Below are 21,702 nucleotides of genomic sequence, written 5' to 3'. Positions count from 1 at the left end.
TCAGGCCGGGAAGGGGTCCGGCACCGGCGCGGTGCCGGTCCAGATGGATTTGGCCTGCAGGAAGTCCTTGACCGCGTCCGGACCCAGCTCGCGCCCGTAGCCGGACAGCTTGATGCCGCCGATCGGAGAGCTTGGGTCGACGCTGCGGTAGTGGTTGACGTAGACGGTGCCCGCCTCGATGGCGGCGGCGGCCCGCGCGCCCCTGGCGGTGTCACTGGTCCAGACCCCGGCGGCGAGGCCGTAGTTGCTGTCGTTGGCGAGGCGGATGGCCTCTTCTTCGCTATCGAATTGGGCGATGGCGAGTACCGGGCCAAAGACCTCCTCGCGCCACAGTTGCATGTTCTGGGTGACACCGGAAAACACTGTGGGGCCAACGTAATAACCGGTTTTCCCGTTGGCCGTGGCGAGCCCGTCGAGCAGGCATTCGGCGCCGTCGTCCTTGGCCTGCACGATCATCGAACGCACCTTGCGCAGATGCGGTTCATTGGCCAGCGGTGCGATCTGGGTCGCCGGGTCCATCGGGTCGCCCAGGCGCAAGGCGCGGGCGCGTTCCAGCAGCCGGGCGGTGAAGGCTTCGGCAATGGGGGCCTGCAGCAGCAGGCGGGAGCCCGCAACGCAGGTCTGGCCGTTGGACAGGAAAATGCCGGAGAGCACGCCGTTGACGGCGTTTTCCAGATCAGCGTCGGCAAAGACCACCTGCGGGGACTTGCCGCCCAGCTCCAGCGTGGCCGGAACTACGCCGGCGGCAGCGGCCTCGGCCACCTTGCGGCCGCCCATATCGGAGCCAGTGAAAGTGACCTTGCGGGTCAGCGGGTGGCGCACCAGGGCTTCGCCGGCTTCATGGCCAAGGCCGGTCACCACGTTCAGCACGCCAGAGGGCAGGCCGGCCTGATGCGCCAGCCGGGCGAACTCAAGCGTCGAGGCCGAGGCCATTTCCGAGGGTTTCACCACCACGGTGTTGCCTGCCGCCAGCGCCGGGGCCAGTTTCCAGGCCAGAATCATCAGCGGCGAGTTCCAAGGGGTGATCGCCACCACAACGCCATAGGGCAGGTGGTGGCCAGTGCTTTCGACGCCGTGAATGCTGTTGGCCTGGGGTTCGGGGGCCAGCTTGCGGGCCTCGGAAGCGAAATGCCGGTACCAGCTGTGCAGCCCTGCGAATTGGCCGCGCACCTCGGTGATGCGCTTGCCGTTGTCGCGGATCTCGGGCTCGACGAGTTCTTCCCAGCGGGCTTCCAGCGCGCCTGCCAGGCGGTCGAGGATGTCCGCGCGCGCTGCGGCGCCCGCCTCAGCCCATGGGCCGGTGCGGAAAGCGCGGTCGGCGGATTTGATGGCTTGGTCTGCCTCGGCGGCGGAGCAGCGGGCAACCCGGCTCCAGGCCTGGCCGGTGGCCGGGTCGGTGCTGTCGAGCCACGGGCCGTCCCAAGGCAGGTCTTCGCCGTTGATGAAAGGGGTATAGCCGCGCATGGAGGCTCCTATGGGGTTGAGGGGGCGGGGAGGTTCTGGGCCACCAGCGCCAGCAGCTCGCCCCGGCGCACAATGCCGCGGTTGCCGTGGGCGAGGATAAAGCCATCGGCGGAGAAGGTGAGGGGCAGGGCTGGGCGCTCAGGCTCCAGCGGGAAATGCAAGGTGCCTGCGGGCTGGCCTGCCTCGGCTTCCTGCCCGGCTTGTGTTTGGCGGTCGAACAGACCGTCGGCGGGGGCGTAAAGGGAGTGCAGTGGCGCGGTGATGCGGACCTGGCGCATTTCCTCTGCCGGCTCCAGAGTGCCAGGAAAAATGCCCATATGGATCAGGCAGTTGCGCAGCCCGGCCTCAGCCAAAGCGGTGATTGCGGGGTCGGCACCGCCGCCGCCGCCAAGCTCTGCCGCGATCATCGGGATGCCGGCACGGGCGGCAGCAGCGTTCAGCGAGCGGGGGTCGTTGTGCGCGCCCAGCATCCAGTTGAGCGGCAGGCCGAAGGCGCGGGCGAGGGCGGCGTTGCCTTGGTCCAGCTCTATATCCGGGGTTTCCGAGGTCAGCACGCAAGGCGCAAAGACCGAGGCCTTGCCGCCGGAGTGCAGGTCGATGACCGCATCGCAGCGGGGCAGCAGCACCTGCTCGGTGAACTCTGCCAGCATTGCGGTTGGCCCGGCTGCGGGCTCGCCGGTGAAGGCGCGGTTCAGGTTGCCGCCGTCCAGTGGCGACACGCGCGAGGAGGCGGCTACGGCGGGCGCGTTCAGCGCCGGCATCAGGATCACCTGGCCGGTGAAAGCCGCCGTGCGCAAGAACGCCGCCAGCCGCATGATTGCAGCGGGGCCTTCGAACTCATCACCGTGGGAACCGCCCACAACCAGAACGGTCGGCCCCGCCCCGTTGCGGAAGCTGAGGAGGGGGACCGGATGGTAACCCAGCGGGTTCGAATTGTCCGACCACTTCAACATCACATCGCCCGCGTGGCAGCCCTCGGCGTCGAGGTCGAGGGTGGTTTTCAGGCTGTTATGCGCTGTGGCGGCCATTTGAATCCTTTGGGTGGCGGTTTCGAATTCGTGAGTCCTTCTAGCATAATTTTTCTGAAAGTGAATTGCCTAAAACGAAATCTTGTGTGATGTATTTGAAAACGTCAGACCGGAGGGACCCATGGCAGTCGCACGCGCCAAAGCGGGAATTGAGCACATCAAACCTCATATGATCGGCGGCCCGGCCGCGGCGGTGCCGCCTGCGGCTGTGCTGCTGAACTCGAACGAAAGCGTGTTCGGGCCAAGCCCGCTGGCGCGGGAGGCGGCGCGGGCGGCGGTAAGCGGGTTCGAGCGCTACCTGGAAAACCCCGACTCTGTTCTGGCGCCTGCCATTGCCGGGTGTTTCGGGCTGGATGCGGCGCGGATCACCACCGGGCAGGGCTCGGACGATCTGCTGGCGCGGCTGGCGCGGGCCTATCTGGGGCCTGGCACCGAACTGATCCGCAGCGCCAACGGCTATCTCAAGGTGCCGAACTATGCATATGCCAATGATGCCGCGGTGATTTCGGTGCCGGATGACAATTTCAAACCCTCGGTGGAGGGGATGGTCGCGGCGCTCACTGAGCGCACGCGGATTGTCTACTTGGCCAATCCGGAGAACCCGGCGGGCACCTATCTGAGCGGCGTGGAGGTGCGGCGGCTGCATGCCGCGATGCCGGAGAACGCGCTGTTGGTGATTGATGCGGCTTATGAGGAATACGCCGATGCCGCGGATTACGAGCCCGCGCACAAGCTGGTCGAGGAGGCGGGCAATGTTGTCATGTGCCGCACGTTCTCGAAGATCTTCGGGCTGGCCGGTGCGCGGGTCGGGTGGCTTTACGGGCCGGATGATGTGATTGACACGGTGCGGCGGATCTCGCTGACGTTTCCGGTGGCCAATCCGTCGGCGGCCGCTGCGGTGGCGGCGATGGAGGATCGGGCGCACACACGGTTTGTCTATGAGGCCAACCGCAAGGGGCGCAACTGGCTGACGGCGGAGCTGCAGGGGCTGGGCCTTTCGGTGATTCCGAGCCAGGCCAATTTCATTCTGGTGCATTTCCCGGACCCGGCGCGCTCTGCCGAGGCCTGCGACAAGACCTTGCGGCAGAAGGGGATTGCGCTGCGCCGCTTCGCCTCGCCCGCTTACAAGGATTGTGTCCGCATCACCATCGGCCATGCCCATGAAATCAAGGCCGCGCGCGATGCGATTGCGGCGTTTCTGGAGGGAGAGGGCTGATGGTGGCGGGAGCGGTGGCGGCGGCGGACATGCCCAAGGTGGCGCATCCTTCGGGCGCTAAGATCATTGCCGGGATCAAGGCGGCCGGCGCGCGCGAGATTGTGGCGCTGCCCGATATCGTGACCAGCGACGGGCTGCTGTGGCCGGTGTCGCGCGATCCTGATTTCCGGCTGACCCGGATCTGCAAGGAGGACGAAGGCGTCAGCATTTGCGGCGCGATGTCCTATAACGGCACCCGGGCGGTGCTGATGATGCAGCAGACCGGGCTGATGGACTCGCTGAATGTGATCCGCGCCATCGGGGTGGATTATGAGCTGCCAGTGGTGATGATGGTGGGGCTGCAGGGCAAGGAGCCGCATCTGCATCCGGACCAGTCCAGTGCCTATGGCGTGCGGATCATCCGGCCGGTGCTGGACGCGATGGAGCTCACGCATTCGCTGATTGAGGCGCCCGGCGACGAGGTCCATATCCCGCAGATGATCGAGGCCGCCTATGCCGCCTCGCGCCCGCATATCTTTCTGATTGGCCGTTCCCCGGAGGCAGCATGACCCTACGCCGTGACGATGCATTGAAAGCCCTGATCCCGCATGTGCGGGAGGAGGATATCGTGGTGGCAGTCTATCAAAGCTGCTTTGACTGGCTGGCGCTGTACCCGCGGGATCTGAACTATGTGGCGGTGGGGGCGATGGGGCAGGCGTCCTCGCACGGGTTGGGGCTGGCGCTGGCCAACCCGGACCGGCGGGTGATTGTGCTGGACGGCGATGGCAGCTTGCTGATGAACCTCGGCTCTTTGGTGACCATCGCCAGTGCAGGCGTCACCAACCTGTATCACTTCCTGTCGGCCAATCGGGTCTATGAGGTGAACGGTTCCCATCCGCTGCCCGGCGCGGATACGGTGGATTTTGCCGCCATGGCGCAGGCGGCGGGTTACGCCGGGTTCCGCAGCATTGCGGAGCTGGATGCGTTTGAGGCCGCTTTGCCCGGGATCCTGGCAGCACCCGGGCCGCAGTTCACCGCGCTGGAGATTGTCGCAGGGGAGCCATATCCCCGTGATTACGCCTATATTCACAGCGCCGAAGCGCGGGCCAGTTTCCGGCAGGCGCTTAACGGCTGATCCCGGCGCGGGCGATGTCCAGGAAGGTTTCGCCCACCGCCGACATCGGCTTGTTCTTGGACCAGAACAGCACCGCGCGGAAGCTGAGCGGTGCCGCGAAGGGCAGGGCGACGCAGTCGGAAATGGTGCGCAGATACTCGGCGCTGGAGCCGACCACCGAGACCCCCAGCCCGCGCGCCACCAGGCGGCAGATCACGTCGGTGGTGCGGGTTTCATACTGCATCCGCCGCTCGATCTGCTTGGCCTCGAAGAACTGGTCAACCTCGAAGCGGAACCGCGACGACGGCATGTAGGAGATGAAGTTCTCCCCGGCCAGGTCGCGGGCGTGCACGATGGTTTTCTGCGCCAGCGGGTGAAACGGCGGCACCACGCAATAGACGTCGTTGTCCTTGATCACCATGCTCTCAAACGAAGGGTTCGCGGGCTCGGTCGTGGTGATGCCGAAGTCATAATTCTGCGACACCATCCATTCCACCGCATCGTCGCTGGGGGCGATCTCCATCCGGGCCATTGCGTCGGGGTGGGCTGCGGCAAACTCGCCGATCAGATCGGGGGCCAGCTGTGACGAGACACCGGGGGTGACCACCAGGCTGAGGCGCGCATGGCCGAATTTGCCGATGGCGGCGGCGGATTCCTTGATGTGCTCCATGCCGCTGACCGCCTGGCGCACTTCCTCGACCAGCAGCCGGGCCTCCTCAGTCGGGACCAGCACCCGGCCCGACCGCTGGAACAACGGGAAGCCGACCTCGGTTTCGAAGTCGGAAATAAGGCGGCTGACGGCAGGCTGGGAGATTCCAAGCATGGCTGCCGCTTCGGTCACGGTGCCGGTGGAAACAACGGTCCGGAAAGCGTCAACCTGTTTGAACGTGATTTTCATGGGGTGCTATTTCACCAATGCCTGCGGATTACACAACGGTTATTTTGATTTATAGCATTTTTGCAAGCATAATGTCCAAAACTGTTGACAGGGCTATATATTGAAATTGATACTCCTGAGGTATGTTTAAGCGCGGACAGCAGGGAGACGACATGCAGGGACGTGTTTCGGCGCCGACACCGCGGGCTATGCGCCGGCGGGAGCACCAGGGGTTCGACCTGGCGGGGTTTTCCAGAACCCTGTGGCAGGTCGGTCAGGCAGTGCTGGTCTTTGCCATCATCGCCTTCCTGATCTGGCGCGGCGCCCAGGCCATGGAATACAATTGGCAGTGGTACCGTGTCGAGCCGTTCTTCTACCGTGTCATTGACGGCGAGGTGATCTGGGGGCCGCTGGTGCGCGGGCTGATCCAGACGCTGAAGCTGGCGTCGATTGCCGGGGTGATTGCCATTGTGATCGGCTTTGTCACTGCCTTTGCCAGGCTGTCGGACTCGATCTCGGGCCGGATCATCGCCACCACTTACCTGGAGGCGATCCGCAACACGCCGCTCTTGGTGCAGTTGTTCCTGTTCTATTTCGTGCTGGCGCCGATTTTCGGCATCGACCGGTTCTGGGCCGGGGTGCTTTGTCTTGCGTTCTTCGAGGGCTCCTTCGCCGCCGAGATCATCCGGGGCGGCATCATCGGGGTCGACAAGGGCCAGTACGAGGGCGCCGACGCCATCGGGCTCAGCATTGCCGACAAGTACCGCTTTATCATCATCCCGCAGTCGCTGCCGCTGATCCTGCCGCCGCTGACCGGGCTGATCATCTCGCTGATCAAGCATTCCGCCATTGTCAGCGTCATTGCGGTGTCCGAGCTCACCACCGCGGGCCTGAACCTGATCGCCGACACCTTCATGGCGTTTGAGGTCTGGTTCCTAGTCGCGGGCATCTACCTGGCGGTGACGGTGACGCTGTCGATCGGGGTCAGCCTGTTTGAGCGCACGTTGAACAAAGACAAACGATAAGCCCCGCCAAAAGGGGTGCCAACCAGCATTGGAGGAAAGACACATGAAGTTTCTGAAACCCCTCAAGGGCTTGGCCGTTGCCGCGGCGATTGCCGTGACCAGCTTTGCCGGATCGTCTGCGCCGGCGACCGCGGAATCCGACAGCGTGCTGATCGAGATCCAGAAGCGCGGCAAGCTGCGGGTCGGCATGGCAACCTTTGTGCCCTGGGCGATGCGCGACAAGGAAGGCAACCTGATCGGCTTTGAAATCGACGTGGCCAAGAAGGTGGCCGAGGACATGGGTGTCGAGGTCGAATTTGTGCCCACCGCCTGGAGCGGCATCATCCCGGCGCTGATCGCCAAAAAGTTCGATGTGATCATTGGCGGTATGTCGATCACGCCGCAGCGCAATCTGACCGTCAATTTCACCATTCCTTATGCCCACTCGGGCCAGCAGATGGCAGCCAACACCGACCTGGCCGGCAGCTTCACCTCGCTGGACGACTATAACGACAGCAGCGTCACCATCGCCTGCCGCCGCGGTGCGACGCCCTGCAACATCGCCCAGAAGCGTTTCCCCAAGGCATCGGTGCGCCGCTTTGACGACGACGCCCAGGCGTTCCAGGAAGTGGTGAACGGCAATGCGCACGCAATGATCTCTTCGGCGCCGAAACCGCGGTTCTGGTCCGAGGCGCATCCCGACAAAGTGTTCGTGGCCAATGAAGGCGAGAACCTGACCCGCGGCGACGAGGCCTTTGCCCTGCGCAAGGGCGACGCGGATGCGGTCAACTTCTTCTCCAACTGGATCCTGGTGAACACCTCGAACGGCTGGCTGCAAGAGACCCATGACTACTGGTTCAAGGACCAGTCGGCCTGGAAAGAAATGGTTGCGACGCAATAAGCTGCGCATCCCATTGGGAGGGCGCCGGCCGCACCGGCGCCCCCTTTGAACGACATCCTAGGACAGCCCCATGGATCGGAATTCCCCGCCGCCCGCCCCGCCCCGCAAGCGCCTGACGCCGCTGGACTATCTATTGTTCGGCTCGGTTGCCGCGCTGGTGGTCTATGCCGGCTACCGTGTGAACGACGTGCTGGTCTACAACTGGGACTGGAGCCGGGTTCTGGGCTTCCTGGTCCGGTTCGACGAAGACACCGGCCGCTGGATCGGCAACCTGCTGCTCACCGGCCTGTTCACCACCCTGCGCCTGGCGGTCTGGGCGACGCTGCTGGCCACCGTCATCGGCATCGTGATGGGCTACTGGCGGACCTGCGAGAACCTGACCCTGCGGATCATCAGCCGCTGTTATGTCGAGCTGATCCGCAACATTCCGCCGGTTGTCTTCATCTTCATTTTCTTCTTCTTCATCTCCAGCCAGATCTTCCCGGCGATGGGGCTGGACGACATCGATCCCGACGGGGCGCTGGTCGCCAATCCGGTGTTCCACTTCCTGTTTGGCGATCCGCGCTTGCTGTCGAACTTCCTGGCCGGTCTGCTGTGCCTGGCGATGTTCGAGGGCGCCTATGTGACCGAGATCGTGCGCGCGGGCATCCAGTCGGTTCAAAAGGGCCAGTGGGAAGCCGCCCGCGCCATAGGTCTTTCGCGCACCAATGTGCTGCGCGACGTGATCCTGCCGCAGGCGCTGCGCAAGATCCTGCCGCCCTTGGCGGGGCAGTTCATCACCCTGATCAAGGACAGCGCCATCGTGTCGCTGATCTCGATCCAGGAACTGACCTTCTTGGCCACCGAAGTTGCCGCCACCACCACCAAGGTGTTCGAAACCTGGATCCTGGTCGGCGCCATGTATTTCATCCTTTGCTACAGTTTTGCGGTGCTGTTTGCCTGGTTCGAACGCCGGGCCGCCCGCAGCCGCCGATAGGAGAGAGCGATGTTGGACACATCCGCCGCCCGCCCGCTGGTCGAAATCACCGGCATGTGCAAATGGTACGGGGAATTCAGCGCCCTGCATGACATCAACCTGTCGGTGATGGAGGGCGAAAAGGTGGTTGTCTGCGGCCCCTCCGGCTCGGGCAAGTCGACCATGATCCGCTGCATCAACCAGCTGGAGGCGCATCAGAAGGGCAAGATCCTGGTCGACGGCACCGAGGTGACGCCCGACATGAAGAACATCGAGCAGATCCGCCGCGAGGTGGGCATGGTGTTCCAGAGCTTCAACCTGTTCCCGCATATGACGATCCTGGACAACCTGATCCTGGGACCGATGCGCAATCGGGGAGTATCCAGGAAAGAGGCCACTGATCTGGCGATGCACTACCTGGAGCGGGTGCAGATCGCCGCGCAGGCAGCCAAATACCCGCCGCAGCTGTCGGGCGGCCAGCAGCAGCGGGTGGCGATTGCCCGCGCATTGTGCATGAAACCCAAGGTGATGCTGTTTGACGAGCCGACCTCGGCGCTGGATCCGGAGATGATTGCCGGGGTGCTGGACGTGATGATCGAGCTGGCCGAAGACGGCATGACCATGGTGGTGGTCACCCACGAGATGGGCTTTGCGCGCAAGGTCGCCGACCGGGTGGTGTTCATGGACGAGGGCGAGATCATCGAGGTCGCCCACCCCGAGGACTTCTTCAGCAACCCGCAAAGCGACCGGGCGCAATTGTTCCTGAGCCAGCTGCTGGGTCATTGAGGCAGCAGAGACGGGCGGGCGGTGTTGCCTGCCCGCAGGCGGGCCCCGGCTCCCTCCTGGCCGGGGCTTTCGCTTGAGCGTGCGCGGCGCGGTTGCAATCCTCCGGACAGGCCGCAATATGGGTGTTGGAAGCGGCTGCTGGCGGTGTTTGAATTCCATGTCTGCGGCTGCTCAAGGGCAATCGGGGTGGAGTTCAAGTACCCTAAGATTGCCGTGCCAATAATAGAGCGGGGGAGCCATTTGAGCGTCAAACTCTTTTTGATTGCAGCTGTTTTTGTTGGATTGGGGCTGGTTGAACAAGCGCGCTCCGAACAATCGACTCTAACCGTAAGTGAAACGGCCTGGAAGTGTTTCCCCGACGCCTATCGGAAAAAGCAGCGTGTGTTTCCCTATTCCGATGCAGGGAGAGAGGAAGGCGTAAAAATAGTCATTAAAGACGTTGAGGGAGCGCGGTTTTCGAGTGACTCCGTCAGGGAAGCCTGTTCAAATTCCTACAGCTCACTTTGGTCTCCGAAGGGCAATGGAATGCACAGCGTGGAACTTTCGCTTCTGTGGGGATTGGACCTTCTTGTTCCTTTATCGGTGGAGGCGTCCAGAGCTGAGATTGTTTCCGGACGTTATGGGCGGGCGTATTATGTGCTAGTAGATTCCGCCGCCTTAATGCTTGGCGCTGTGGAGAATTGCGCCGCGGGTTTGGTGCCCCTACCAGAAAGAACCTCTCTGTGCAAAATTGACAGGTTTGCGTCCTTCCGGAATGCCGTTGCTGGAGAGGTTGAACGTGTCAGGTCCCTGATTGACGAGGAGGCTCCCGCATTAAGTTCAGAATTCCTGGCGGATATGGACGGGATCTTTCATGAAACTGATGATCGTATCGTATTCCTGATCCAAGGCATAAAGCGGTAGGAAATGGATCGAACTTTGGGGGTCCCGGAACACGAGTAGGAGTTTCCGGCGTCCGGGTCCGGTTGCTGGCAACAGTTATTCCGGCTTGGTCGAGGTGGTGATGAACTCGATCGCCTCGGTGCGGATTTCCTTGAACCCATGCGGCAGCTTGGCGTCAAAGCTGAGGGTGTCGCCGGCCGACATCTCGAAAATCTCGCCGCCGCAGCCGTAGGCGGCGGTGCCCTCGATCATGTAGATGAAGACATAACCCTCGTGCTGATAGCTGGGCAGGGTGCCCGAGTCCTCGCGCCGGATGCGGATGCGGGAGGACTGGAAACTGCTGCTGGGGCCGCTGTGCTTGCCCAGAAGCAGGTAGTCATGGGCGTGATCCGGCGTCAGGCGCCGCGAGGGCAGGCCTTGGCCGGCCTTCACGTAATGCACATCCGCGGCGTTCTCGCTGTGCGAAAACAGCGCCATCAGCGACACCGACAGCGCATCGGCCAGCGCCTGCAGCGTGTTGAGCGAGGGCGAGACATGGCCGTTTTCGATCCGCGAAATCATCGCGGTGGAGAGCTGGGCCTGGGCCGCCAGCTGGGTCACCGTGAGCGCGCGTTCCTGCCGCAGCCGGTTCAGGGTGCGCCCCACCTCTGCGTCGATCTCAGATCCGCCTGCCATTTTGCTGCCTCTGCTGTCTGCCGGTTCACCCGTTTTAGGGCGCGCGGCGGCTGGGCTGCAAGGCGGGGAGATGGCGATTTTGGCAGACCGGTTCGGGCGGCGTAGGGAAAATCGATGAATCTCAGTGGGTTGCCGTCAATCAGCAATTTTACTGATGGTAAAAGTATTTCTTGACGGACAATTATCTAAGGTAAATAATGTTACCACTATGCAAAATTATAACATCTTCTCCCTCGCCCGGAACGCATTGACGGGCCACAAGAACTGGCAGCGGGCGTGGCGGAGCCCGCCGCTGAAACCAGCCTATGATGTTGTGGTGATCGGAGCGGGCGGCCATGGGCTGGCCACCGCCTATTACCTGGCCAAGGAATACGGCGTCACCAACGTGGCAGTGCTGGAGCGCGGCTGGCTGGGGGGCGGCAATATCGCCCGCAACACCATCACCATCCGCTCCAACTACATGCGCGATGAATCGATCCCGTTTTATGTGAAATCGGTCGCCATGTATGAAGCTCTGACCAAAGAGCTGAACTTCAACATGATGCACTCCAAGCGCACCATGGTGGATGTGGTGCAGACCTATCCCAAGATGCGCGAGCTGCGGCGGCGGCAGCTGACGATGGACATCTATGGCTCGACCTATGAGCAGATTTCCGAAGCCGAGCTGCGCCGCCGCATCCCGGCGCTGACCGGCGGCGGGCCGAATGCGCGGCTGCCGGTGATCGGCGGCATGGTGCATACGGATGCGGGCGTGAACCGGCATGATGCGGTGGCCTGGGGCTATGCCCGCGGCGCAGATGAGCTGGGGGTTGAGATTCACCAGCAGACGGCGGTGGAGTCGCTGTTGCGCGGCGCCGATGGCGCCATTGAAGGGGTTCAGACCAGCCGCGGCGTGGTGCGCGCCAAGAAGGTCGCGGTGGCGGTCTCGGGCCATACCACAACGCTGACCGAAACTGCGGGGCTGAAGCTGCCGCTTCGGACAATGAACCTCACCGCTTTTGTCTCGGAGCCGGTGAAGCCGCTGGTGGATGTGATCGTCAACTGCCCGGACAGCGGTTTTTACTTCAGCCAGTCCGACAAGGGCGAGATGGTGATTGGCGGCGCGCCCGACATGGGACAGAGCTTCCGCCGCGATATCAAGCAGCATGTGTTCGAGGACACGGTGACCGCGATGCTGTCGCTGTTCCCCTCCTTCAAGAAGCTCAAGCTGATGCGGCAGTGGGGCGGGCATCTGGACATTGCCCATGATGCCTCGCCGATCATGTCGAAGACGGATGTGGAGGGGCTGTTTGTCACCGCCGGATGGTGGGGCGGCTACAAGGCCATTCCTGCCGGCGGGCTGACGCTGGCGCATCTGATCACCACCGGGCAGCCGCATAAGCTGATGGCGCCCTTCACCCTCGACCGGTTCCGGCATCTGGATTTCGTGATGGAAGCCGGCACCACCACCGCCCGCTAAGGCAAAGGACAGGACCATGCTGAAAATTCCTTGCCCGTTCTGCGGTGGCCGCAACGAAAGCGAGTTCATCTTTGGCGGCCCGGTTGGCGCGAACCGTCCCGATCCCAATGCGGTCAGCGATGCCGAATGGGTCGAATATCTGACTATCGTGCCGAACCCGCTGGGGCCGGTGCAGGAGAAATGGTGGCACGCGCGCGGCTGCGGCGAATGGCTGACGATCTGGCGCGACACCCGCACCCATGACATCGTGGAGGGCCCTGATGGCGCATAACAGGCGACTGGCGTCCGGCGGGCGCATCAACCGCAACCGCAAGCTGCGCTTCCGCTTCAACGGCAAGGTGTATGAGGGGTTTGAAGGCGACACCCTGGCCTCGGCGCTGATTGCCAACGGGGTGCTGGTGACGGCGCGCAGCTTCAAGTACCACCGGCCGCGCGGCATTGTTGGCCACGGGCCGGAGGAGCCTGCGACGCTGGTGGAGCTGGAGGGGGTGGATGCCTCAGGCAACAACCCGGCGACCACGGTGCGATTGCACGAGGGGCTGAGCGCGCGGTCGGTCAACTGCTGGCCGTCGCCAGAATTCGATTTGGGCGGCATCAACCAGCTGTTCGCCCGTTTCATTCCGGCGGGGTTTTACTACAAAACGTTCAAGTGGCCGAACTGGCACCTGTTTGAACCCTCGATCCGCAAGGCTGCCGGTCTGGCCGCGGCCCCTGCTAAACCGCCTGCCTCGGGTCATTTCGAGGCGCGCCATGCCCATTCTGATGTGCTGATCGCAGGCGCAGGCCCGGCGGGGCTGATGGCGGCGCTGACTGCCGCCCGCACGGGCGCGCGGGTGTTTCTGGCCGATGAGGGCACGGAACCGGGCGGTAGCCTGCTCAACCGCAACCTCAGTATTGACGGCGCGCCTGCGCTGGAGTGGGTGGCCGCCGTTGCGGCCGAGCTGCAGGGGATGGACAACGTCACCCATCTGCAGAACGCCACCGTTTGGGCTTACCGCGAGCACAACCTGATGATCGTGAATGAGCGCGCGCCGGAAAACCTCTCGGTGATCGAGCGCAGCTGGCGGGTGCGGGCGGGGCAGGTGGTCTGTGCCACCGGCGCCATCGAGCGGGCGCTGGTCTTTGGCAACAACGACCGGCCCGGGGTGATGATGGCCTCGTCAGTGCAGGCCTATGTGAACCGCTATGCGGTGCTGCCGGGCGCGCGCGCGGTGGTGTTCACTAACAACAACAGCGCCTATGCCGCGGCGGCGGATCTGCAGGGCGCAGGCATGGAAGTCGCCGCCATTGTGGACAGCCGCGCCGCGGTGCCGCCCGAGGCTTTGGCGCAGGTGCCGGGAATTGATGTGCTGGAGGGCCATGTTGTGACCTCGGCAAAGGGGCACAAGCGGGTGCGCGGGGTCACCGTGGCGCCGAAGGCCGGCGGGGCGGCTAGAAGCATCGCTTGCGATCTGGTGGCCCAGTCCGGCGGCTGGAACCCGGCGGTGCATCTGTTCTCGCAGTCGCGCGGAACCCTGAGATATGACGAGGCGATTGCCAGTTTCCGGCCGGATAGCCCGGCGCAGCAGACTTTGAACGCCGGTGCCGCAGACGGAGACCTTACCTTGCAGCAGGCGCTGGACGGCGGCGCGGCGGCTGGGCAGGCGGCAGCGCAGCGGGCGGGCTTTGCCCCGGTGCCGGTCCGCGTCCAGGCAAGCGGCGATCTGGACTATGCCATTGAACCGCTGTGGCGGGTGGAGGCTCCGGGCGCCAGGGGCAAGGCGTTTCTGGATATCCAGAACGATGTCTCGGTTGATGACGTGCACCTGGCCTTGCGCGAGGGCTATGACAACATCGAGCATGTCAAACGCTATACCACCGGCGGCATGGGGATCGACCAGGGCAAGACCGGCAATATCAACATCATCGGCACCGTGGCCTTGCAGCAAGGCGTGCCGCTGCAGCAGGTGGGCACTACCACCTTCCGCTCGCCCTATACGCCGGTTTCTTTCGGCGCCATTGGCGGCATCCGCGAAGAGAGCGTGCTGTTCCCCTACCGGCATACGCCCATTACCGAGTGGAACCTCGCCCAGGGCGCCTTTATGTACGAGGCCGGGGCGCGCTGGCGGCGGCCGGGGTATTTCCCGCGCGCAGGCGAAAGCTTTCAGGAGACCGTCAACCGCGAATGCCGCGCCGTGCGCGAGAGGGTGGGCGTCTATGACGGCTCGCCGCTGGGCACCTTCGAGCTGAAGGGCCGCGACGCGGGGCGGTTCCTCGACTTCCTCTACACCAATGTGATGTCGAGCCTGCAGCCGGGCGAAGGCCGCTATGGGCTGATGCTGTCGGATGACGGGCTGATCCTGGATGATGGCGTCACCTTCCGGCTGGACCCGCACCGCTGGCTGATGTCGACCTCAACCGGCCATGCGGATGCGGTGAACCAGCATATGGAGAAGCTGTTGCAGACCGAGTTTCCCGATTGGCAGGTGATGATCACCACCGTCACCAGCCAGTGGAACAACGCCACCATCTGCGGCCCCAAGGCGCGCGAGGTGCTGCATGCGCTGGGAACGGATATTGACCTCACACCCGGGGCCTTCCCATTCATGTCGTTCCGCGAAGGCACGGTGGCTGGTCTGCCTGCCCGGGTGGTGCGGGTGAGCTTCACCGGAGAGCTGTCATTCGAGGTGAACGTTGTCCCCCGCCATATGCGGGAGCTGTGGGATAGGGTAATGGAAGCCGGTCGGCCCTTTGGCATCGAGCCGGTGGGCTCCGAAGCAAACCATGTGCTGCGGGTGGAGAAGGGCTTTCTGTCGCTGGGCCATGAGGTCGACGGCACCGTGGATGCCTATGATCTGGGCATGGGCTGGGTGATGTCGAAGAAAAAGGCGGACTGCCTGGGCAAACGCTCGGTCGCCTTGCGGCGCGCACGGGGCGGCACCCGGCGCGAGCTGGTCGGCATCCTGCCGCAGGACCCGAACCGCCAGATCCCCGAAGGCGCGCCGCTGACGCCGGGCGGGCGCAAAGAGGCGACCGAGGGCCTTACCACCGCCTGCGTCTGGAGCGTGGTCAACAACCGCTGGGTCGGGCTGGCGCTGCTGGACAACGGCCATGCGCGCCACGGCGAGACCGCTAATGTGCGGCTGAAGGACGGGGTGATCCCGGTGACTGTGACGGCTCCGGTGTTTCACGACCCGGACGGCAAACTGCTGAGGTCCTGAGATGAGCTATGATGTGCAGATAAAGCGCCACGGGCTGCATGCCCTGTTCGACCTGAAAGGCGCGGCAGCGGATGTTTGGGACTGGGCGGGCGGCACCTTGCCAGCGCAGCCGGAACGCCCCAACAGCCGCACCGTGAAAGGGGAGCTGGACCTGTTTTACATTGGCCGCAACCACTGGATATTGCGGGCGCCAATCGAGCAGGAGGAGGCGCTGGCCGCGGCGCTGAAGCCGGTGGATTGCCGACCGGACATCAGCATCGTGCTTGTGTCGGATACGCTGACCTTCTTCACGGTCATCGGCCCGCAGGCGGCGGATGTGATGGCGGTGGCCTCGCCGCTGGACCTGCATCCGCGGCAGTTCGCCGAGGATGCTGTAACCTATACGGAAATCTTCGGCCTCAAGGCGCTGGTCCAGTGCTGCGGCGGCGGGTTTGAGTTTGCCGTCGAGCAGAGCTTTGGCAATCTGGTGGTGGACTATCTGGCTCGCACCACGGCCTGAGACAGGGCCGAACCAGGGACTGAACCGGTGGAGACAGCACTGGAGGCACCGATGAGCCGCACCCATTTTTGCAAGTAGAAGAGCCGCTGCCACGTGCAGGGTCTCTTTCTCGCCGATGCAGGGCGCCCGCAATATCCGCGGTCTGGACGGCGCGCGTCGGTTCGCGACCCTTGATGACCTGCGCGCCTTTGCCGAGGCGGTGCTGTGCTCGCCCTTCGTGCTGGCGACAGTGCCACAGCTGAAAGCCGAGGCGATTGCCGGCTTCGCCTATGCCCAGCTGATCAAACCTGGCACCAAAACCATTTGCAGCCAGTTTTCCGTCCCGGTGCCGATGAAAATCGGCGCACTGGGGTTAGGCATGCCGGATGCCAGCCAGGCCTAAGCCCTGGCCGGGAAGCTGGCGCGCAAGCACAACGTCCCCCGGCGCCCTGCCGCCTCGCTAGCGTTGTCCAATGTTTTCGACACGCAATCGGGCAGCGAAACCGCCACCTCCTATTTGATAGAGTTCGATGCCAACGCGAACTTCCGACTGTTGCTGCCGGCGTTGGTTTCAATTGCCTGGATGAAGCGCTGGAGGCTGTGCACCGCATCGGGCCCGGCGGCCACTAACCGGGCGACGCTTTCATGCTGACGCCTTTTTAGGATGCGCTCATTTTGCCTGACATCCTGGACTGCAAAGTCTTCGAGCAATGGATGGTCCGCGTGCGCCCGCGACATGCCGGAAAGATCGCTGCGGGTTATCAGCACCCGGTGCTGGCTCCGGTCTGGTTGGAAGAGCAGAATGCCTTTGTTGTTCCCCGCGAATTCCTTGCCGCTGCCAGCGCATTTGGCGCTTCGGCCGCAACTACCTATGCAATGCCAGGCCTGCCCGCACCGGCGCAGGCCGCCGTCAATGCTTGCCAAGGCTGTACCGGCTGGGTGCAGATGGACGTGACTGGCCCTAAGGATCCGCGTTTCAATGGCTTTGCCCAGGTCGCCAATGTCTCGCGCGGCTGGCTGGAACACCTGGTGCAGTTCAATAACGATGCCACTTTTGAGGGCAAGCTTCTGGGAGGCTAATAAACCTCCGATGACGCCAAGACAGTTGTGCTGTTTGGGTTCAAGCGGGTGGCGTGGATTAACAGGGGGGAATGAATGGCTGAGGATTTGGCCCGCAATATCGGCGGCTAGTGCGGCAAGAAGGGTGAGAACCATACTATGGAGGGGCGTTTTGCCGCGATGATTGAGGCAACCGCCGGCAAGGCGCTCGATGGCGCTTTCCAGGTGGCCGAAAACCATACCGTGCAGGCAAGCCCGCCTGACCCGGATGTCACGCGGACCCCTGCCATGGCTGATTACCCGGTAGCAATCACCAATGCCTACCATGATCCCGGTTACGCGTCCGAATACCCGATCAGCATCGAGCCTTGTGCTCTTGAGACTATGGCGACCGACGACAAGGCGGTGCTGGCTTGCAGCCGTGGAAGCGGATGAAATCGACGTGCCATCTTCAGCACGTTTGATGAATGGGAGCGCTTCGACGTCGTGACCGCCACAACTATTTCGGTCCGTTCCAATTTAAAGGCGCTACCCGAAGACTATGCGCCTTCACCAGTACTCATCACAAAAATCGCGCCTAACATTTCTTCAAAGACGTAGCACCCGGATGTGGAATCCGCGCAGAAGTCAATTTCCGTACTCCGGCCGCCAAGCGACACGCCAGCGAATAGTCCGAGGCCAAACAGTACAGCGGAATTTGAAGCTATCGCCACCGTCCAAACTGTGAGCTTCAGCTGCGCCAGAGCGTGCTGCGCGCGCAATTCAGGTACCTTTAGCTGGTCAGTGAAACTCTGCGGCGCCTATTTGGGCGGGCGAGGTTGCGGCTTTGAGCGCCCCGGCAAGCCGCTTGACCGCGTCCGGGGTGTAGCGGCTGTAGTAGGCCTGGTTCTTGCGGCCGACGCCGTGTTCAGCGCTGAAGCTGCCGTTGAATTTCTCCAACGCGACCGCGATGACCCAGTCCCGCAGGCGGGCTTCATAGGCGGTCAGATCTGCAGGCGGGCCGCCGGGATGCGACAGGTTGAAATGCACCCCGCCATCGCCGTAGTGGCCGAAGTCGCAGATCTCCAGGTCCGGAAATTCTGCGGGCAGAGCAGTGCGCATATAGGCCAGGAAGTCCATCAGCGTGCCGCGCTCGAAGGCGAGGTCGAAAGCAAACAGATGGCCTGCGTGCTTCACCCCTTCGGACAGCGCGTGCCGCAGCGCCCAGATTTCCTCGGGGCGGCCTGTCAAAGCATCGGAAAGCGGTGCGCGCGGGCCCTCCCAGATGTCCGCCAGGCAGGTTTCCAGAAGTTCCTCGATGGCCAGTTCACCATCGCGCGGGGCCCAGGTGCGGGTGGCTTCGACCAGAATGGCGGTCTCCGGCACGGCGCCGTTTGCAAAGGGGTTGCGCAGGCCCGGCGCGTGGGCCAGCGCATGGCGGATGGCATTGCCTGACATGCCTTCGAATGCGGACAGCTGGCTGCCGAGGGCACGCTCCAGCGCATGCAGAACGTCAAAGACCGCATCATCCGACGCGGGCACCAGCAATGCAGCGGCGGTTTGCTGCGGCAAGAGTTCCAGGTTCAGAACCGCCTCGGTCACGATGCCGAAGCTGCCGACCGTGCCGATAAAGACCTGTTTCCAGTCCACCCCGGTGTTGTTCTTGCGCAGCCCCTGCGCCAGGTCGAGAACGGTGCCGTCACCGTCGGCCAGAACCACTGTCAGGCCTAAGGTATTGCTGCGCACGTCGCCGTAGCGCAGGAAGCGGCCGCCGCCGGTGTTGGTGGCAATCATGCCGCCGATCATTGGGTCGGCGCTGAGGTCGATGGGGAAGAAAAGCCCGTGTTCCTCCAGCCGGGCATTCAGCTCCGACAGGCGCATACCGGCGCCGACCCGTACCGAGCGGTTGCGCAGGTTCAGCTCAAACACCGGTTTCATCCGCTCCAAGCTGAACACCACCTGAGTGCCGCTGCCGTCGGGGGTTGAGCCGGAGACAACCCCGGTATTGCCGGATTGCGGAATGACGGCGAGGCCGCGGGCGCCGCAGGCTGCCAGAAAGTCCGAGGCTTCTTCGGTGGAGGCCGGCCGCAGCACCAGCGCCGCCTTGCCCTTGTCATGGCGGGCGCCGGTTTCATAGCTGCTGAGATCGCTGTCCGGCCCGAGCACGGATTTCTCCGACCGGGCCAGGGCGCGCAACGCGTCGATATCTTTTGCGGGGATCATGGAACTCAGGCCGCCGCCGCCGCTTGGAAGCTGGCAAGAACCGCCTGCTGCGAGGCCGCTTCGATTTCTGCGTAGTGGTCAAACTCGTTCAGCACAGTGGCGCCCAAGGCCTGTTCGAACAGGTCCTGATTGGGGTTCTGGCTGAATTCTTCACCGCGGTCATCGCCCAGGTTCGACTGGAAAATACCCGCAGCTGAGACCGGCAGGAAGTCTTCGTAGACCACGGGCACATAGGCTACGAGCCCCTCGGCAATCAGGGTGGCCAGATCCTGCGCCGCGGGCAGGCTGGCTGCGGATTTGCCTGCTTCGGTGATGTAATACTGGAAATAGGCCAGCCCTTGCGCACGCATCTCTTCCCAGCTGTCGGGGAAAGCGGCAAAGACCCCAGCCAGAACATCCATGTATTCGGCGCTGTTGCTGCCGTCGCCTGCCGGGGCGATCCGGCTGCGGACCTGGGCCAGCAGGCTGTCGTACAAGGCGCGCCCCTTGGGGGTCAGCGCCGCGCCGCGCTGTTCGATTTCGCCAAAGCGGGCGGTGTGGTGGCCTTCGCTCCAGTCGCCATCCTTGCCTTGGAACAGTACCGGCTCGCTCAGCGCCTTGAAGGAGGTCTGGCGCAGCAGGATCGGGCATTTCCGCGACGGCGGGCCTTCGACAACTGCCTTGGGGTCGATGCCGTGTTTGGGCATGGCGGTCTGCACGGCATCGATGTCCAGGGTGCGCGGTGTCAGGTGGTTGATGTGGGGGCCTTGGAAGGAGACCACGTCGGCAATCAGCCGGTGCGCCTGCAGCAGCCGGGTGAACAGCTCCTGATCCAGCCGCGCCTTGGAGTGCCAGCGGAAGGTCTCCAGCGCTTCTTTGACAAATTCAGCCGCATCAGCCTCGTTCAAGCCGCCGTCTGTTTCGGCCTGAGCAATCAGCTCCAGCGCGCGATCGGTATAGATTTCGCGGGTGGCCAGGATTTCCCGGGCATCGGCGCGCAAGGCGTCGTCCTTGATCAGGTCCAGCCGCAGAAGGGAGGTGAAAACCCGGAACGGGTTCACCGCCAGCGCTTCGCGCCCGACGGGGCGGAAGCTGGTGGAATGCACCGGGATTCCTGCCACCGACAGATCGTAGTAGCTGACCGGCTGCATGCCCATGACGGCAAACAGCCGCCGCATGTTGAACAGCTCTTCGGCGGTGCCCAGGCGGATGGCGCCGTGGCGTTCCTCGGTAATCCGGCTGGCGCCATCGGTGCTGTCCAATGCGGCTTTCAGGCCGGGGTCGGCGGCAAGCGCGGCGGTGTTGATCTCTTCTACCATATCCATCAGCACGCCATAGGCCGGCACTTCCTCGCGAAACATTGCGGACATGGCGAGCGAGAACTGGTGGCGGATTGTGTCGGGGTGCACGAAGGGCATTAGTATCTCCTGGAGGCACAAGATTCTGTTTGATGCAGAGCTACTTGCAGGAAGCCAAGGGGAAAATTGCGGTTTCCCGACTGGACCCAGTCAGTTTTGGCATGAGTGACGCAGACCCCGGGTCAAAACAGCGCTTTGCGGAGCATGTTGAGGGCAACCAGCAGCAGGAATGCGGCGAACACCCGGCGCAGCGGCTTGGGGTCCATCCGGTGCGCCAGTGATGCGCCGAAGGGGGTGGTCAGCAGTGTCGCGCAGATCACGATGGCAAAGGCCGGGAGGTTGACCGCACCGATTGTGAACGGCGGGCGGCTGGCCTCGTCAACCGGTAGCAGCAGAAAACCCGGGGCCGAGGGCAGAGCGATTGCCAGGCCGAAGCCGGCGGCGGTTGCGATGGCCCGGTGGATGGCGACGCTGCACAGGTTCATCAGCGGCACGCCGAGGCTGCCGCCGCCGATCCCCATCAGCACCGACAGGCTGCCCAGAACCGGCGAAAGCACGGCTCGGCCCAGGCCCGCGGGCATCTCAGCACGCAGGCGCCAGCTGGCTCTGCCAAGCCCCATGTAAAGCGCAACGATAACGCCTAGGCCGCCGAAGATGGCCTGCAGATAGGCTGAGCGCAGCTGCGAAGCGGCCAGCACGCCCAGAACCGCCCCGGCGGCAATTCCCGGCGCCCATTTGCGCAGCATCTCCCAGTCAACCGCGCCTTTCCTGCTGTGGCTTTGCAGCGATCTGGCCGAGGTGACGATGATGGTGGCAAGCGAGGTGCCGAGGCAGACTTGCATCAGCTGGCTGCCGCCATAGCCAAGGTGTTCGAACAGGAAGAAGAAGGCAGGCACCAGCACGATGCCGCCGCCAACGCCCAGCAGGCCGGCAATGACGCCTGCCAGAGCGCCGACGCCGGCCAGGAACAGGAAAAGCACGAAGAGTTCAGTCATTTCATAGTCTTTGCAGTTGGAGGCAGGCCTAACGCGGCCTGCAAGAAAAGACCGCCCCAGCGCATCCGGGGGGAGGCAGCGGGGGCGGTGT

General features: G+C 63.6%; 21 protein-coding genes and 1 pseudogene. 14 read left to right on the top strand and 8 right to left on the bottom strand.

All coding sequences use genetic code 11. The features are described 5' to 3' along the window. Both RA19_RS22900 and RA19_RS22895 read right to left on the bottom strand, forming a co-directional pair. On the bottom strand, nt 1–1,464 hold the full coding sequence (locus RA19_RS22900) for an aldehyde dehydrogenase family protein (protein WP_039167348.1): 1,464 nt from the start codon (nt 1,462–1,464) through the stop codon (nt 1–3). A gap of 8 nt (nt 1,465–1,472) precedes the next feature. Continuing rightward, nucleotides 1,473–2,492 (bottom strand): succinylglutamate desuccinylase/aspartoacylase family protein, encoded by a 1,020-nt coding sequence (locus RA19_RS22895; protein WP_039167346.1) that lies wholly within the window; start codon nt 2,490–2,492, stop codon nt 1,473–1,475. 121 nt (nt 2,493–2,613) lie between these two features. Here RA19_RS22895 and RA19_RS22890 point away from each other — a divergent pair, with 121 nt between their 5' ends. Genes RA19_RS22890 through RA19_RS22880 form a run of 3 tightly spaced genes read left to right on the top strand, consistent with a single transcriptional unit; the run spans nt 2,614 to nt 4,822 of the window. Continuing rightward, complete coding sequence (locus RA19_RS22890) at nt 2,614–3,708, top strand: pyridoxal phosphate-dependent aminotransferase (RefSeq protein ID WP_039167345.1); 1,095 nt, start codon at nt 2,614–2,616, stop codon at nt 3,706–3,708. Then, nucleotides 3,708–4,256, top strand: coding sequence for a decarboxylase (locus RA19_RS22885; protein ID WP_039167343.1), 549 nt, complete (start codon nt 3,708–3,710; stop codon nt 4,254–4,256). The genes RA19_RS22890 and RA19_RS22885 overlap by 1 nt, the downstream gene beginning before the upstream one ends. Beyond that, on the top strand, nt 4,253–4,822 hold the full coding sequence (locus RA19_RS22880; RefSeq protein ID WP_039167340.1) for a thiamine pyrophosphate-dependent enzyme: 570 nt from the start codon (nt 4,253–4,255) through the stop codon (nt 4,820–4,822). Before RA19_RS22885 ends, RA19_RS22880 begins: the two co-directional genes overlap by 4 nt. Here the strand turns inward: RA19_RS22880 and RA19_RS22875 are convergent. Further along, the gene (locus tag RA19_RS22875; RefSeq protein ID WP_039167339.1) at nt 4,812–5,699 is read right to left on the bottom strand and encodes a LysR substrate-binding domain-containing protein; all 888 of its coding nucleotides are present in this window, start codon (nt 5,697–5,699) and stop codon (nt 4,812–4,814) included. The genes RA19_RS22880 and RA19_RS22875 overlap by 11 nt on opposite strands. A gap of 152 nt (nt 5,700–5,851) precedes the next feature. Here RA19_RS22875 and RA19_RS22870 point away from each other — a divergent pair, with 152 nt between their 5' ends. The 5 genes from RA19_RS22870 (at nt 5,852) to RA19_RS22850 (ending at nt 10,227) form a co-directional block, all read left to right on the top strand. Then, nucleotides 5,852–6,703 (top strand): amino acid ABC transporter permease, encoded by an 852-nt coding sequence (locus RA19_RS22870; protein WP_082020657.1) that lies wholly within the window; start codon nt 5,852–5,854, stop codon nt 6,701–6,703. Nucleotides 6,704–6,746: 43 nt separating this feature from the next. Further along, nucleotides 6,747–7,583 carry a transporter substrate-binding domain-containing protein gene (locus RA19_RS22865; RefSeq protein WP_052261998.1) on the top strand — a complete coding sequence of 279 codons (837 nt, stop codon included), beginning with the start codon at nt 6,747–6,749 and terminating at the stop codon, nt 7,581–7,583. Nucleotides 7,584–7,653: 70 nt separating this feature from the next. Continuing rightward, nucleotides 7,654–8,559 (top strand): amino acid ABC transporter permease, encoded by a 906-nt coding sequence (locus RA19_RS26720; RefSeq protein ID WP_039167338.1) that lies wholly within the window; start codon nt 7,654–7,656, stop codon nt 8,557–8,559. 9 nt (nt 8,560–8,568) lie between these two features. Next, on the top strand, nt 8,569–9,324 hold the full coding sequence (locus tag RA19_RS26715) for an amino acid ABC transporter ATP-binding protein (protein WP_039167336.1): 756 nt from the start codon (nt 8,569–8,571) through the stop codon (nt 9,322–9,324). 240 nt (nt 9,325–9,564) lie between these two features. Then, nucleotides 9,565–10,227, top strand: coding sequence for a hypothetical protein (locus RA19_RS22850; RefSeq protein WP_152615847.1), 663 nt, complete (start codon nt 9,565–9,567; stop codon nt 10,225–10,227). Nucleotides 10,228–10,302: 75 nt separating this feature from the next. On the opposite strand, the gene RA19_RS22845 is transcribed toward RA19_RS22850, so the two are convergent. Continuing rightward, the gene (locus RA19_RS22845) at nt 10,303–10,881 is read right to left on the bottom strand and encodes a helix-turn-helix domain-containing protein (RefSeq protein WP_039167332.1); all 579 of its coding nucleotides are present in this window, start codon (nt 10,879–10,881) and stop codon (nt 10,303–10,305) included. A 208-nt stretch (nt 10,882–11,089) separates the two neighbouring features. Between RA19_RS22845 and RA19_RS22840 the strand changes: the two genes are divergently transcribed. The 5 genes and pseudogenes from RA19_RS22840 to RA19_RS22820 all read left to right on the top strand — a co-directional run. Then, entirely contained in the window at nt 11,090–12,340 is a 1,251-nt protein-coding gene (locus RA19_RS22840; protein WP_039167331.1) for an FAD-dependent oxidoreductase, read from the top strand. 16 nt (nt 12,341–12,356) lie between these two features. Then, a complete protein-coding gene (locus RA19_RS22835) occupies nt 12,357–12,611 on the top strand; it encodes a sarcosine oxidase subunit delta (RefSeq protein WP_039167329.1) in 255 nt (84 codons plus the stop codon). Then, nucleotides 12,601–15,540 (top strand): sarcosine oxidase subunit alpha family protein, encoded by a 2,940-nt coding sequence (locus tag RA19_RS22830; protein ID WP_039167327.1) that lies wholly within the window; start codon nt 12,601–12,603, stop codon nt 15,538–15,540. Before RA19_RS22835 ends, RA19_RS22830 begins: the two co-directional genes overlap by 11 nt. A gap of 1 nt (nt 15,541) precedes the next feature. Next, nucleotides 15,542–16,039, top strand: coding sequence for a sarcosine oxidase subunit gamma (locus RA19_RS22825; RefSeq protein WP_039167326.1), 498 nt, complete (start codon nt 15,542–15,544; stop codon nt 16,037–16,039). A 115-nt stretch (nt 16,040–16,154) separates the two neighbouring features. Next, nucleotides 16,155–16,505 (top strand): annotated as a pseudogene (locus RA19_RS22820) (trimethylamine methyltransferase family protein); the annotation flags it as partial. Nucleotides 16,506–16,531: 26 nt separating this feature from the next. On the opposite strand, the gene RA19_RS27525 reads toward RA19_RS22820, so the two are convergent. After that, nucleotides 16,532–17,233 carry a hypothetical protein gene (locus tag RA19_RS27525; protein ID WP_241479127.1) on the bottom strand — a complete coding sequence of 234 codons (702 nt, stop codon included), beginning with the start codon at nt 17,231–17,233 and terminating at the stop codon, nt 16,532–16,534. A 3-nt stretch (nt 17,234–17,236) separates the two neighbouring features. On the opposite strand from RA19_RS27525, the gene RA19_RS25945 reads away from it, so the two are divergent. After that, nucleotides 17,237–17,512: a hypothetical protein gene (locus RA19_RS25945; protein WP_052261996.1), complete on the top strand. Its 276-nt coding sequence runs from the start codon at nt 17,237–17,239 to the stop codon at nt 17,510–17,512. 345 nt (nt 17,513–17,857) lie between these two features. On the opposite strand, the gene RA19_RS22805 is transcribed toward RA19_RS25945, so the two are convergent. The 3 genes from RA19_RS22805 to RA19_RS22795 form a co-directional block, all read right to left on the bottom strand. Continuing rightward, on the bottom strand, nt 17,858–19,279 hold the full coding sequence (locus RA19_RS22805; RefSeq protein ID WP_039167323.1) for an FAD-binding oxidoreductase: 1,422 nt from the start codon (nt 19,277–19,279) through the stop codon (nt 17,858–17,860). A 5-nt stretch (nt 19,280–19,284) separates the two neighbouring features. After that, nucleotides 19,285–20,676 carry a 2-oxoadipate dioxygenase/decarboxylase HglS gene (gene hglS / locus RA19_RS22800; protein WP_039167322.1) on the bottom strand — a complete coding sequence of 464 codons (1,392 nt, stop codon included), beginning with the start codon at nt 20,674–20,676 and terminating at the stop codon, nt 19,285–19,287. A gap of 122 nt (nt 20,677–20,798) precedes the next feature. Beyond that, nucleotides 20,799–21,611: a sulfite exporter TauE/SafE family protein gene (locus tag RA19_RS22795; protein WP_039167321.1), complete on the bottom strand. Its 813-nt coding sequence runs from the start codon at nt 21,609–21,611 to the stop codon at nt 20,799–20,801. Between the last annotated feature and the right edge of the window lie 91 nt (nt 21,612–21,702).

The organism is Leisingera sp. ANG-M1 (assembly GCF_000813745.1).
Lineage (GTDB): Bacteria > Pseudomonadota > Alphaproteobacteria > Rhodobacterales > Rhodobacteraceae > Leisingera.
This window is presented reverse-complemented; position numbering and strand designations above follow the sequence as displayed.

Excerpts from the sequence above, each read along its gene's own strand:
- RA19_RS22900 (WP_039167348.1), bottom strand. The coding sequence starts at position 1,464 with ATGCGCGGCTATACCCCTTTCATCAACGGCGAAGACCTGCCTTGGGAC.
- RA19_RS22895 (WP_039167346.1), bottom strand. The coding sequence starts at position 2,492 with ATGGCCGCCACAGCGCATAACAGCCTGAAAACCACCCTCGACCTCGAC.
- RA19_RS22890 (WP_039167345.1), top strand. The coding sequence starts at position 2,614 with ATGGCAGTCGCACGCGCCAAAGCGGGAATTGAGCACATCAAACCTCAT.
- RA19_RS22885 (WP_039167343.1), top strand. The coding sequence starts at position 3,708 with ATGGTGGCGGGAGCGGTGGCGGCGGCGGACATGCCCAAGGTGGCGCAT.
- RA19_RS22880 (WP_039167340.1), top strand. The coding sequence starts at position 4,253 with ATGACCCTACGCCGTGACGATGCATTGAAAGCCCTGATCCCGCATGTG.
- RA19_RS22875 (WP_039167339.1), bottom strand. The coding sequence starts at position 5,699 with ATGAAAATCACGTTCAAACAGGTTGACGCTTTCCGGACCGTTGTTTCC.
- RA19_RS22870 (WP_082020657.1), top strand. The coding sequence starts at position 5,852 with ATGCAGGGACGTGTTTCGGCGCCGACACCGCGGGCTATGCGCCGGCGG.
- RA19_RS22865 (WP_052261998.1), top strand. The coding sequence starts at position 6,747 with ATGAAGTTTCTGAAACCCCTCAAGGGCTTGGCCGTTGCCGCGGCGATT.
- RA19_RS26720 (WP_039167338.1), top strand. The coding sequence starts at position 7,654 with ATGGATCGGAATTCCCCGCCGCCCGCCCCGCCCCGCAAGCGCCTGACG.
- RA19_RS26715 (WP_039167336.1), top strand. The coding sequence starts at position 8,569 with ATGTTGGACACATCCGCCGCCCGCCCGCTGGTCGAAATCACCGGCATG.
- RA19_RS22845 (WP_039167332.1), bottom strand. The coding sequence starts at position 10,881 with ATGGCAGGCGGATCTGAGATCGACGCAGAGGTGGGGCGCACCCTGAAC.
- RA19_RS22840 (WP_039167331.1), top strand. The coding sequence starts at position 11,090 with ATGCAAAATTATAACATCTTCTCCCTCGCCCGGAACGCATTGACGGGC.
- RA19_RS22835 (WP_039167329.1), top strand. The coding sequence starts at position 12,357 with ATGCTGAAAATTCCTTGCCCGTTCTGCGGTGGCCGCAACGAAAGCGAG.
- RA19_RS22830 (WP_039167327.1), top strand. The coding sequence starts at position 12,601 with ATGGCGCATAACAGGCGACTGGCGTCCGGCGGGCGCATCAACCGCAAC.
- RA19_RS22825 (WP_039167326.1), top strand. The coding sequence starts at position 15,542 with ATGAGCTATGATGTGCAGATAAAGCGCCACGGGCTGCATGCCCTGTTC.
- RA19_RS27525 (WP_241479127.1), bottom strand. The coding sequence starts at position 17,233 with ATGGTTCTCACCCTTCTTGCCGCACTAGCCGCCGATATTGCGGGCCAA.
- RA19_RS25945 (WP_052261996.1), top strand. The coding sequence starts at position 17,237 with ATGGAGGGGCGTTTTGCCGCGATGATTGAGGCAACCGCCGGCAAGGCG.
- RA19_RS22805 (WP_039167323.1), bottom strand. The coding sequence starts at position 19,279 with ATGATCCCCGCAAAAGATATCGACGCGTTGCGCGCCCTGGCCCGGTCG.
- hglS (WP_039167322.1), bottom strand. The coding sequence starts at position 20,676 with ATGCCCTTCGTGCACCCCGACACAATCCGCCACCAGTTCTCGCTCGCC.
- RA19_RS22795 (WP_039167321.1), bottom strand. The coding sequence starts at position 21,611 with ATGACTGAACTCTTCGTGCTTTTCCTGTTCCTGGCCGGCGTCGGCGCT.